Below are 12,095 nucleotides of genomic sequence, written 5' to 3'. Positions count from 1 at the left end.
TAGTCGACGTCGATGCGACGGGCGCGAACGTTGTCGGCCGCGCAGCGTTGCATCAGTTCGGTCAGCGCGTCCACCTCGCCGGACACCACCACCGCCGAAGCACCGTTGACCGTGGCGATATTCAATCGCTCGCCCCACGCCGCGATCAGCTGTTCGGCGCGCGGCAGGCCGCAGGCCAGCGAGACCATGCCACCGCGGCCCGACAACCCCACCAGCAGCCGGCTGCGCAACGCCACCACCCGGGCGGCGTCTTCCAACGACAGCGCCCCCGCCACATAGGCCGCCGCGATTTCGCCCTGCGAATGACCGATCACCGCATCGGGTACCACACCCACCGTGCGCCACAACTCGGCCAGCGACACCATGACCGCCCACAGCGCCGGCTGCACCACGTCCACCCGATCCAGGCCCGGCGCGCCGGGCGCGCCGCGGATGACGTCGATCAGCGACCACTCGACGTGCTCGGCGAGCGCGTGCGCGCATCGATGCATTTGTTCGGCGAATACCGCCGAGTTGTCCAATAATTGGGCACACATGCCGGCCCATTGCGATCCCTGGCCGGGGAACACGAACACCGTCTTGCCCGGCGACTGCGCCCGGCCCACCGCGACGCCGGTGCCCTGCTCGCCGGCCGCCAACTCCGACAGCCCGCGCAGCAACTGCACGCCGTTGCTCCCCACGATCACCGCCCGGTGCTCGAAGCGCGACCGCGTCGAGATCAGCGACCAGCCCACGTCCACCACCCGCGCCCCGGGACCGGCCTTCACGTGCGCCAGCAGCCGCGACGCCTGGTTCGCCAGCGCCTCGGCCGACCGGGCCGAGATCACCCACGGCACCACCACGTCATCGCCTGAGCGCCCGGCGCTTTCGGGCTCCGGTACGTACTGCTCCACGATGACGTGCGCATTGGTGCCGCTGATGCCGAACGACGAGACGCCCGCGCGCCGCGGCCGGTCCACCGCGGGCCAGGGCCGCGGATCCGTCAGCAGCGACACCGACCCGGCCGACCAATCCACGTGCGGCGTCGGCTCATCCACGTGCAACGTCTTGGGCATCACCCCGTGGCGAATCGCCTGCACCATCTTGATCACCCCGCCGGCGCCGGCGGCGGCCGAGGTATGGCCCATGTTGGATTTGATCGACCCCAACCACAGCGGCCGGTCCGCCGGCCGGTCCTGCCCGTAGGTCGCCAAAAGCGCTTGGGCCTCAATCGGATCCCCCAGGGTGGTGCCGGTCCCGTGGCCCTCCACCAGGTCCACGTCCGCGGTGCCCAGCCGCGCATTGGCCAGCGCCGCCCGGATGACCCGCTGCTGTGACGGCCCGTTGGGCGTCGCCAGCCCGTTGGACGCGCCGTCCTGGTTCACCGCGGAGCCCCGCACGACGGCGAGCACCGGATGCCCCAGTCGGCGCGCATCGGCCAGCCGTTCCAGCACCAGCACGCCGACGCCCTCGGAGAACCCGGTGCCGTCGGCGGCGCCCGCGTAGGCCTTGCACCGGCCGTCGGCGGCCAGCGCCCGCTGCCGGCTGAATTCGATGAACATCGCCGGTGTGGCCATCACCGTGACGCCGCCGGCCAGCGCCAGATCGCACTCGCCCGAACGCAGCGACTGCGCCGCCAGATGGAGGGCCACCAGCGACGACGAACATGCCGTGTCGACCGAGACGGCCGGGCCTTCCAGGCCCAGCGAATAGGCCACCCGCCCCGACGCCACGCTCAGCGTGGAGCCGCGCAGGCCGTATCGCTCCAAATGTCCGGGCACCCGGCCCTGGCCGCCGTAGGAACCGTGGAATATCCCGGCGAACACGCCGGTCGACGAGCCCCGCAGGGCCACGGGATCAATTCCGGCCCGCTCCAACGCCTCCCACGACACCTCGAGCAGCAGTCGTTGCTGCGGGTCCATCGCCAGCGCCTCGCTGGGGGCGATCCCGAAGAAGGCGGCATCGAAATCGCCGACGTCCGAGAGGAACCCACCGCACCGCGCATACGACTTTCCGACCGCGTCGGGATCCGCATCGAACAGCCCGGCCAAGCCCCAGCCCCGGTCCCCCGGAAAGTCCGAGACCACGTCGCGGCCGTCAACCACCATCTCCCACAAGGCCTCTGGTGAGTCCACGCCACCGGGATAGCGGCAACCCATGCCCACCACCGCCACGGGTTCGGTGGTGGCGGCGAGGTACTGGCGGTTCTCGCGCTTGAGCCGCTCGTTCTCCTTCAGCGATTGACGAAGGGCCCGGACGAGCTCTTCGGTGTTGCCGTTCATCGAACGCGGCCTTTCGTGTCATTCGCAGCGCTACTTCCGGCGATGGGTCCGCCGCCCCGCCGACCGGGCCCCACCGCCAACAACTCCCCACCGCCCAAAAAGGACGCCTTAGGGTGCGAACGGAAGTACACGGGCGACCATCAGTGCCAACGCAACAACACCAGTTCGGAACAGAATCCCGGCCCCATCGCGAGCATCAGGCCGGGGCTTCCGCTCGGCGGCGGCTTGGCCATCGTGTCGCGCAGCACATGCAACACCGACGCCGACGAGAGGTTGCCGATCTCGCCGAGGGAACGCCAGGTGAGTTCCAGGGCCTCCGGCGGCAGGCTGAGCGCCGCGTTGATCGCCTCGATGACCTTGGGGCCACCGGGGTGGCTGACGAAGGCGCCGATATCGGTCGCGGTCAAGCCGTGCGCCCCCAAGAACTGGGTGACGTCGTCCTCGATGTATTGCTCCACGACGGCCGCGACGTCCTTCGACAGCACCAGCTCGAAGCCTCCTGCGCCGACGTCGTAGCCCATGGTGCGCAGCGAGTCGGGGTAGAGATGGCTGCGCGAATCGAGGACGCTGGGGCCGCCGGCTGCAAGCTGTTCGGCGCGCCGGTCGCCCACGGCCACCACCGCCGCCGCGCCGTCGGCGAACAGGGCGCTGCCGACCATGCCGGCCAGCGACGGCGTGTATCCGGGATAGGTCAGCGAGCACAGCTCGACCGAGACGAGGGCGGCGACGGCGTCGGGCGCGCCGCGCAGATAGTCGTTCGCGCGGGCCACGCCCGCCGCCCCGGCCACGCACCCGAGGCCGAACAGCGGCACCCGTCGCACGTCATCGCGCAGGCCGAGCCGCGCGACGATCCGGGCGTCCACCGACGGCACCGCCAGGCCGGTGACGGTCGTCGTGATCAGCACGTCGACGTCCTGGGGCCGCAGTCCCGCCTCGTCGAGCGCGCCGGACAGCGCTTCAGCGCCGAGGTTCACGGCGTGCTCGGTGAAGATCCGGTTCGCCATGCCGAAGTCGGTCAGCGCGGGGTATTGCTCGAGGGGCAGCACCAGGTGACGGCTGTCGACTTTGGCGCTGGTGTGCAGCTGCCGGACGATGTCCTCGTAGTCCTGGAACTCGGGAATGCTAACGAAGAAATCGGTGAGCTCGCGCTGCGAATACCGGTGCGGCGGCAACGCACCGAAGACGCCGGCGACGACGCTCATTGCTTTCCCACCCCTTGATCACGGGGATCCGGCCCGCAAAGTTCATCCGGATCGCTCTGAGCTCGCAGTCTAGTCGCCATGTCAGCGCAGGGCAGCCAAACCGATCTCATCTCAACGGCCCCCGCTCGCCCGGTCGTCGAGCCGGTCTTTGAGCCGCGCGGCGCTGGCCAGGACGTTCTCGATCTGCTCGGCGACCCGGACGGGCGCGGTGCCGCCCCGCGCGTCCCGCGAGGCCACCGAGCCCTCGATCGTCAAAACCTCACGAACCTGCGGCATCAGGTCACCGCTGATGGCGGCCAGCTCGTCGTCGGTCAGTTCGTCGAGTCCGACACCGCGCTGCTCGGCGGCGCGCACGGCGCCCCCGGCGGCCTCATGCGCGGATCGGAACGGCACCCCCTGGCGCACCAGCCATTCGGCGATGTCGGTGGCCAACGTGTACCCCGCCGGGGCCAGGGCGGCCATCCGGTCGACGTCGAACGTCAGGCTGCCCACCAGGCCCGCCATCGCCGGCAGCAGCAGCTCCAGCTGGGTCACCGAATCGAACACCGGTTCCTTGTCTTCCTGCAGGTCACGGTTGTAGGCGAGCGGCTGGGCCTTCAGTGTGGCCAGCAGGCCGGCCACGTTTCCGATCAGCCGCCCGGACTTGCCCCGCGCCAGCTCGGCGATGTCCGGGTTCTTTTTCTGCGGCATGATCGAGCTGCCGGTGGACCATGAATCGTGCAGGGTGACGTAGCCGAATTCCGTCGAGCTCCACAGGATGATGTCCTCGGCCAGCCGGGACAGGTCGACGCCGATCATGGCCAAGACGAACGCCGCCTCCGCCGCGAAATCCCGCGATGCGGTCGCGTCGATGGAGTTGTCGGCGGCGGCCGCGAAGCCCAGCTCCGCGGCGATCGCGTCCGGGTCCAGTCCCAGCGACGATCCGGCCAGCGCCCCGGAGCCGTAGGGCGAGATCGCGGCGCGCTTGTCGAAGTCGGCGATGCGGTCGACGTCGCGCAGCAGCGGGTGGGCGTGCGCGAGCAGGTGGTGGGCCAGCAGCACCGGCTGGGCGGACTGCAGGTGGGTTTTGCCGGGCATGATGGCGTGCGGGTGGGCGGCGGCCTGGGCGGCCAGCGCTTCGACGACGTCGAGCGCCCCGGCGGCGACGCGGCGCACCGCGTCACGCAGCCACATCCGGAACAGGGTGGCCACCTGGTCGTTACGGGAGCGGCCGGCCCGCAGCCGCCCGCCCAGGTCCGGCCCGACCCGGTCGATCAGCCCGCGTTCCAGCGCCGCGTGCACGTCCTCATCGGTGACCAGGGGCGAAAAGCTGCCGTCGGCGACGTCCTCGGCGAGCTGGTCCAGCCCGGCCAGCAGCCCGTCGCGCTGCTCTTCGGTCAGCAGGCCGGCCCGGAACAGGATCACGGTGTGGGCCCGCGAGGCGACGATGTCGTAGGGGGCCAGCACCCAGTCGAAGTGGGTGGACTTGCTCAGTGCGGCCAGCGCGTCCGACGGGCCGTCCGCGAACCGCCCGCCCCACAGCGACCCCTCGCGAGTGCTCACGTGCGACCCTCCGCGACCGTCACTGCTGATCCCGCCGGGACGCGATCTTCGACGACAGCCCGTGCACGTACACGAAACCCTTGGCGGCCGACTGGTCGAAGCTGTCGCCCTCGTCGTAGGTGGCCAGGTTGAAGTCGTACAGCGATTCGGCGCTGCGCCGCCCGTTGACCGCAATGTGGCCGCCGTGCAACACCATTCGGACCTCCCCCGACACATGCTCCTGGGTCTTGGCGACGAAGGTCTCCAGCGCGGCCTTCAGTGGCGAGTACCACAGCCCGTCGTACACCAGCTCGGCCCACCGCTGGTCGGTGTGCCGCTTGAAGCGGCCCAGCTCGCGCTCGAGCGTGACGTGCTCGAGCTCGGTGTGCGCGGTGATGAGCACCATGGCGCCGGGCGCCTCGTAGATCTCGCGGCTCTTGATGCCCACCAGCCGGTCCTCGACGACGTCGAGCCGGCCGACGCCCTGGGCACCCGCGCGGGTGTTGAGTTCCTCGATGGCCTGCAGCATCGACACTGATTTGCCGTCGATCGTCACCGGGACGCCACGCTCGAATCCGACGATCACCTCGTCGGGAGTGCTCCAGTTCAGCGTGGGGTCTTCGGTGTAGGCGTAGACGTCCTTGGTCGGGGCGTTCCAAAGGTGTTCCAGGAAGCCGGTTTCCACCGCGCGTCCCCACACGTTCTGGTCGATCGAGAAGGGCGAGCGTTTGGTCACGTTGATCGGGATGGCGTTTTCTTCGGCGAACGCGATCGCCTTCTCCCGCGTCCAGGCGTAGTCGCGCACCGGCGCCAGCACCTCGAGATCGGGTGCCAGCGAACCGAATCCGACCTCGAACCGGACCTGGTCGTTGCCCTTGCCGGTGCAGCCGTGCGCGACGATGCTGCCGCCGTGCTCGCGGGCCGCCGCCACCAGGTGCTTGACGATCAGCGGCCGGCTGATCGCCGACACCAGCGGGTAGCGATCCATGTAGAGGGCGTTAGACAGGATGGTGGGAAGGCAATAGCCCTCGGCGAATTCGTCGCGGGCGTCGACGACCACGGCCTCCACCGCCCCGCAGTCCAGGGCCCGCTGGCGGATGACCTCCATGTCTTCGCCGCCCTGCCCGAGGTCGATGGCCACCGCTACGACCTCACGGCCGGTCTCCTTGCCGATCCAGCTGATGGCCACCGAGGTGTCCAGACCGCCGGAATACGCCAGGATGACGCGTTCTGACATGAACCAATCTCCTTCAGGTTGAAACGCTTACGTGAGTTTTTCCAAAGTGCTGGCCAGTTCGGCGCCGGTCATCGGCTCTCGAGCGGCCACGAAGACGGTGTCATCGCCGGCGATGGTGCCGACGACGTACGGTAGCGCCGCGCGATCGATCGCGCTGGCCAAATAGTCGGCGGCGCCGGGCGGGGTGCGCAGCACCGCCAGGTTCGCGCTGGCGTCGGCCGAAACGAGCAGCTCGCCCAGCAGCCGAGACAGCCGCGCGGTCCCGCCGGACACACCGCGCACCGGGTTGCCGTCCTCGGGAACCATGTAGACGCCGACGCCGCCGTCGGCGCCGCGCAGCTTCACCGCGCCCAGCTCTTCGAGGTCCCGTGACAGGGTGGCCTGGGTGACCTCGATGCCCTCGTCGGCGAGGCGCGCCGCCAGTTCGCTTTGGCTGCGCACCTCGGCCGACGACAGGATCGCCACGATGCGGGCCTGCCGGCCGGCCCGGGTGGTCTCGGGGGTGGTCTTGCTACGAGTCATCGGCGCCGCTCCTCCCCATCGCTGCGCTCTGCATCGTCGCCGGCGCGCGGGTCATCGCGATCGCTCCAGCAGCCACACCAGCAGCGCCTTTTGGGCGTGCAAACGGTTTTCGGCCTCGTCCCAGACCGCACTGGCCGGCCCGTCCATCACCTCGTCGGTGATCTCGTCGTCCCGGTGGGCCGGAAGGCAGTGCAGCACAATGGCTTCCGGATCGGCCACGGACAGCAGGTCGGCGTTGACCTGATAAGGCCGGAACGGCTTGACCCGGTCCAGGCCGTCGTCCTCCTGCCCCATCGACGTCCAGGTGTCGGTGACCAGCACGTCGGCGCCGCGCGCGGCCGCCTCGGCGTCGGTGGTGACGCTGACCGTGGCGCCGGTGTTTTCGGCGCGCTGCCGCGCGGCGGCGACGAACGCCGGGGCGGGGGCGAAGCCGTCGGGAGCGGCGATGGTGACGTGCAGGCCGGCCGTGACGCCACCGAGCATCAGCGAGTGGGCCATGTTGTTGGCGCCGTCACCGAAATAGGTCATCCGCAAACCGGTCAGCGAGCCCTTGCGCTCGGCGATGGTCTGCAGATCGGCCAGCACCTGGCAGGGGTGAAACTCGTCGGAGAGCGCGTTGACCACCGGCACCGTCGCGGCCGAAGCCATCGCGTCGAGGCGGTCCTGGCCGAACGTCCGCCAGACGATGGCCTCGACGTAGCGCGACAGCACCCGCGCGGTGTCCTCCAGGGTCTCGTCGCGGCCCAGCTGGGTGCTGCGGGCGTCGACGACGACGGCGTGCCCGCCGAGCTGGGCGATACCCACCTCGAACGAGAACCGGGTGCGGGTGGAGTTCTTGTCGAAGAGGACCGCGACCCCACGCGGCCCCTCCAGCGGGCGGGCGCGCAACGGGTCCTTCTTCAGTTCGGCGGCCAGCTGCAGTACTTCGGCCTGCTCGGTGGGCGACAGGTCGTCGTCGCGCAGGAAATGCCGGGTCATGCTGCGGCTCCTGCCGCTTCGTCGAGGATGGCCGGCAGCGCGGCGACGAAGCCGTCGACCTGGGCTTCGGTGATGATCAGCGGCGGCGCCAGCCGGATGACGTCGGGTGCCGCCGCGTTCACCAGGAACCCGGCCCGGCGGGCGGCCGCTTCGGCATCCTTGGCGCGCGGCGCGGTGAGCGCCACGCCGCAGAGCAGCCCCCGGCCGCGCACGTGGTCGATCAGCGGGTGGCCCAGCGCCTCGATGCCGTGGCGCAGCGACTTGCCCAGCACCTCGGCGTGGCGGACCAGGTTTTCGGACGCCAGCACCCGCAACACCGCCAACGCCGCGGCGGTGCAGACCGGGTTGCCGCCGAAGGTGCTGCCGTGCAGGCCGGGCGTCATCAGCTCGGCGGCGCGCCCGACGGCCAGGCAGGCCCCGATGGGCAGGCCGCCGCCCAGGCCCTTGGCCAGCGTGATTACGTCGGGGGTGATGCCGTCGTGCTGGTGAGCGAAAAACGTTCCGGTGCGGCCCATCCCGGTCTGCACCTCGTCGAGCACCAGCAGCGCGCCGTGCCGCCCCGTGATATCGCGCGCGGCGGCCAGGTATCCCTCGGGCGGGACGACGACGCCGCTCTCCCCCATGATCGGTTCCAGGAACACCGCCGCGGTGTCGTCGTCGACCGCCGCGGCCAGCGCGTCGGCGTCGCCGTACGGCACGTAGGTGACGTCCCCGGGCAGCGGGGCGAACGGGGCCCGCTTGCTCGGCTGACCGGTCAGCGCCAGCGAGCCCATCGTTCGGCCATGGAAAGCCTCTTGTGCGGCAACCAGTTTCGTGTGTCCGGTCAGTCGGGACAGCTTGAAGGCCACCTCGTTGGCCTCGGTGCCGGAGTTACAGAAGAACACCCGCACCGGCGTAATTTCGGGCGCCCCAAGCAGGGCGACCAGTTCTTCGGCCAGCGCGATACCGGGTTCGGTGGCATACAGATTGGACGTGTGACCCAGCGTCGCCATCTGGTGAGTGACGGCCTCGATGATCGCGGGGTGGCGATGGCCCAGGACGTTGACCGCGATGCCGCCGAGCAGGTCGAGGTAGCTCTGTCCGTCGACGTCGGTGACCACGGCACCGTCGCCACTGGCCAGGGCCATCGCCGGGGTGCCGTAGTTGTTCATCATCACGGCTTCCCAGCGCCGCTTGATCGCTTCGGTGTTTGTCTGGACCGTCACGCCGATACCACCTTGGTGCCGGTGCCCTCGTCGGTGAAAAGCTCCACCAGCACACAGTGTTCGACCCGTCCGTCGATGACGTGCGCGCTGGGAACGCCGGCGGTGACGGCCCGCAGACACGCTTCGACCTTGGGAATCATCCCCGCCTCCAGCGTGGGTAGCAGTTGCGACAGTGTGGCCGTGTCGATTTCGCTGACCAACGAATCGCGGTTGGGCCAACTCGTGTACAGGCCCTCGACATCGGTGAGCATCAACAGCTTCTCGGCCTGCAGCGCATCGGCCAGCGCCGCCGCGGCGGTGTCGGCGTTGATGTTGTGCACCACGCCTTCGGCGTCCGGCGCCAGCGTCGACACCACCGGAATACGGCGTGCGGCAATAAGATCCAGCACCGCAGCGGTGTTGACCCGCTCGACGTCCCCCACCAGGCCGATGTCGGTAGCCACGCCGTCGACGGTGACGCTGCGGCGCACGGCGGTGAACAGCTGGGCGTCCTCGCCGGTGATACCGACCGCGTACGGTCCATGCGCGTTGATCAAGTTGACCAGTTCGCGGCCGACCTGGCCGAACAGCACCATCCGCGCCACGTCGAGCACTTCCGGTGTGGTGACCCGGAATCCACCCTTGAAGTCACCCTGGATGCCGAGGCGGCGCAGCATCGCGCTGATCTGCGGGCCGCCGCCGTGTACGACGACGGGGTGCACCCCGCAATTGCGCAGAAACGCCATGTCGGCGGCGAAGGCTTGCCGCAGCGTGTCGTCGGTCATGGCATTGCCGCCGTACTTGATGACGACGATCTTGCCGTGCAGCTGCTTGAGCCAGGGCAGGGCTTCGGAGAGCACCTGCGCCTTGACCGCGGTGGGTAAGACTTCCGTCGAGGCGCTCATGAGCTGTAGGCCGAATTCTCTTCGACGTAACCGTGCGACAGGTCGGTGGTCCGGATGGTCACCCGGCCGTCGCCGAGGCCCAGATCGACCGTGATGTCGATGTCGGCTTGGGAGAGATCCACCTCGCGCGCTCCCGGCGCCCCCGCCCCGTCGGCGAACACCGCAAAGCCGTTGAATGACACCATGATCCGGTCGGGGTCCAGGGCGATCGGCGCCATGCCGACGGCGGCGAGCACCCGGCCCCAGTTGGGGTCCGAGCCGAACACCGCGGTCTTGACCAGGGAGTCGCGGGCGATCGTCCGGGCCGCGATCAGGGCATCATCCTCGGAGGCCGCCCCCTCCACGGTGACGTTCACCCGCTTGGTGACGCCCTCTGCGTCGGCCTGCAGCTGGGCGCACAGGTCGTCGCAGACCCGCAGCACGGCCTCGTCGAGATCGGCCTGGCTGGGCGCGATGCCGCTGGCCCCCGAGGCCAGCAGCAGCACCGTGTCGTTGGTCGAGCAGGCGCCGTCGATGTCGAGCCGGTCGAAGGTGCGGGCGCTGGCGTGGCGCAGCGCGGAGTCCAGGGCGGCGGCGTCGGCGGCCGCGTCGGTGGTGAGCACGCAGAGCATCGTTGCCAGCGAAGGGGCGAGCATGCCCGCGCCCTTGGCCATTCCGCCGACCGTCCAGTTGCCCGGATGGTGCAGCGCAACCTGTTTGGGCACGGTGTCGGTGGTCATGATCGCCTGGGCCGCCTCGTCGCCGCCGGACAGGCCGCCGGCCATGTCCTGCACGATCGCGCGCACCCCGGCGAGCACCTTGTCCATCGGCAGCCGGTCACCGATCAACCCGGTCGAGCACACCGCGACCTCGATGGCGCCGGTCTCGGTGCCCCAGTCCGACAGCGCGGCCGCGACGGCCTCGGCGGTGGCGTGGGTGTCCTGGAACCCGCCGGGTCCGGTGCAGGCGTTGGCGCCGCCGGAGTTGAGGATCACCGCGCGCAGCGCGCCGGCGCTCAGCACCTGCTGGCTCCACAGCACCGGCGCGGCCTTGACCTTGTTGCGGGTGAACACCCCGGCCGCCGCGTAGTCGGGCCCCTCGTTGAAGACCAGGGCGAGGTCGCGACTGCCCGAGGCCTTGATCCCGGCGGCGATGCCGGCGGCCCGGAACCCGGCCGGCGCGGTGACGCCCTGCTCGCGCAGCAACCGCGCTTGGGCTGCGGTGGACGTCACGGCGCCACCCCGATCACCGAAAGGCCTTCGGTCTCCGGCCAACCCAGCGCCAGGTTCATCGACTGCACGGCGGCGCCGGCCGTCCCCTTGACCAGGTTGTCGATCGCGGCGATGGCCACGAAGGTGCTCGCCGCCTCGTCCACCGCGACGGCGATGTGCGCCGCGTTGCTGCCGATCACCGCCCCGGTGCGGGGCAGCTGCCCGTCGGGCATCAGGTAAATGAAAGGTTCTGTGTGGTAAGCCTTTTCGTACGCTTCCCGCAGCCGGGCCAGCGGCGCACGGGTGCGGGCGGTGCAGGTCGCCAGGATGCCGCGCGACGTCGGGATCAGGACCGGGGTGAACGACACGGTGACGTCGCGGCCGGTGACGGTGCCCAGGCCCTGGGCGATCTCTGGGGTGTGCCGGTGCGCCCCGGCGATGTTGTAGGCCCGGGCCGAGCCGATGACCTCGGCGCCCAGCAGGTCGGTCTTGGCGGCCCGCCCGGCCCCGGACGTACCGCTGACGGCGACCACCGTGACGGCGGGCTCGATCAGGTCCTCGGCCACCGCGGGCAGCAACGCGAGTAGCGCGGCGGTCGGGTAGCAGCCCGGGACCGCGATGCGGCGGGCGCCGCGCAGCCGTTCGCGCGCGCCGGGCAGCTCCGGCAGCCCGTAGGGCCAGCTGCCGGCGTGCGGGGAGCCGTAGAACCGCTCCCATGCGGCGGCGTCGGTGAGCCGGAAGTCGGCGCCGCAGTCGATGATCAACGTGTCGGGGCCGAGCTGTTCGGCCAGCGCGGCCGAATGACCGTGCGGCAGGCCCAGGAACACCACGTCATGGCCGGCGAGCGCGGCGGCCTCGGTTGGCTCGACCACGCGCTGGGCCAGCGGTGTCAGGTGCGGGTGGTGCTCACCCAGCGTGCTGCCGGCGCTGGCGGCCGCGGTCACCGCGCCGATCGTCAGGCGCCCGTGCGCGTAGGCGGGGTGGCCGAGCAGCAGGCGTAGGAGTTCACCGCCCGCGTAGCCGCTGGCACCGGCAACCGCCACCTTCATCACGTCGGCCATTTCGACGATTCTGCATGGTTATGCAGTACTTTGC

10 protein-coding genes are annotated in these 12,095 nt (G+C 70.3%); all 10 read right to left on the bottom strand.

All coding sequences use genetic code 11. The annotated features are described in order from the left end of the window. Window positions 1–2,261, bottom strand: a 2,261-nt coding sequence (locus Q0W90_RS08715; protein ID WP_297774140.1) for a type I polyketide synthase, incomplete at its 3' end; no start/stop codon positions are given. Between the two features lie 140 nt (window positions 2,262–2,401). Further along, complete coding sequence (locus Q0W90_RS08710; RefSeq protein WP_297774138.1) at window positions 2,402–3,463, bottom strand: 3-oxoacyl-[acyl-carrier-protein] synthase III C-terminal domain-containing protein; 1,062 nt, start codon at window positions 3,461–3,463, stop codon at window positions 2,402–2,404. Between the two features lie 111 nt (window positions 3,464–3,574). Continuing rightward, window positions 3,575–5,005 carry an argininosuccinate lyase gene (argH, locus tag Q0W90_RS08705; protein WP_297593959.1) on the bottom strand — a complete coding sequence of 477 codons (1,431 nt, stop codon included), beginning with the start codon at window positions 5,003–5,005 and terminating at the stop codon, window positions 3,575–3,577. A 19-nt stretch (window positions 5,006–5,024) separates the two neighbouring features. Beyond that, the gene (locus Q0W90_RS08700; protein ID WP_297774136.1) at window positions 5,025–6,221 is read right to left on the bottom strand and encodes an argininosuccinate synthase; all 1,197 of its coding nucleotides are present in this window, start codon (window positions 6,219–6,221) and stop codon (window positions 5,025–5,027) included. 27 nt (window positions 6,222–6,248) lie between these two features. Further along, window positions 6,249–6,743: an arginine repressor gene (locus tag Q0W90_RS08695; protein ID WP_297602282.1), complete on the bottom strand. Its 495-nt coding sequence runs from the start codon at window positions 6,741–6,743 to the stop codon at window positions 6,249–6,251. A 51-nt stretch (window positions 6,744–6,794) separates the two neighbouring features. Further along, window positions 6,795–7,721: an ornithine carbamoyltransferase gene (gene argF, locus Q0W90_RS08690; protein WP_297602286.1), complete on the bottom strand. Its 927-nt coding sequence runs from the start codon at window positions 7,719–7,721 to the stop codon at window positions 6,795–6,797. Continuing rightward, entirely contained in the window at window positions 7,718–8,875 is a 1,158-nt protein-coding gene (locus Q0W90_RS08685) for an acetylornithine transaminase (protein WP_297597834.1), read from the bottom strand. The genes argF and Q0W90_RS08685 overlap by 4 nt, the downstream gene beginning before the upstream one ends. Before the next feature lie 47 nt (window positions 8,876–8,922). Then, window positions 8,923–9,810, bottom strand: a complete 888-nt coding sequence (argB, locus tag Q0W90_RS08680; protein WP_297774133.1) for an acetylglutamate kinase — start codon at window positions 9,808–9,810, stop codon at window positions 8,923–8,925. Beyond that, the gene (gene argJ / locus Q0W90_RS08675) at window positions 9,807–11,021 is read right to left on the bottom strand and encodes a bifunctional glutamate N-acetyltransferase/amino-acid acetyltransferase ArgJ (protein WP_297597779.1); all 1,215 of its coding nucleotides are present in this window, start codon (window positions 11,019–11,021) and stop codon (window positions 9,807–9,809) included. Before argJ ends, argB begins: the two co-directional genes overlap by 4 nt. Continuing rightward, window positions 11,018–12,061 carry an N-acetyl-gamma-glutamyl-phosphate reductase gene (gene argC / locus Q0W90_RS08670; protein ID WP_297700782.1) on the bottom strand — a complete coding sequence of 348 codons (1,044 nt, stop codon included), beginning with the start codon at window positions 12,059–12,061 and terminating at the stop codon, window positions 11,018–11,020. The genes argJ and argC overlap by 4 nt, the downstream gene beginning before the upstream one ends. Window positions 12,062–12,095: the final 34 nt, after the last annotated feature.

This window comes from Mycobacterium sp. (assembly GCF_025933915.1).
GTDB lineage: Bacteria > Actinomycetota > Actinomycetes > Mycobacteriales > Mycobacteriaceae > Mycobacterium.
This window is presented reverse-complemented; position numbering and strand designations above follow the sequence as displayed.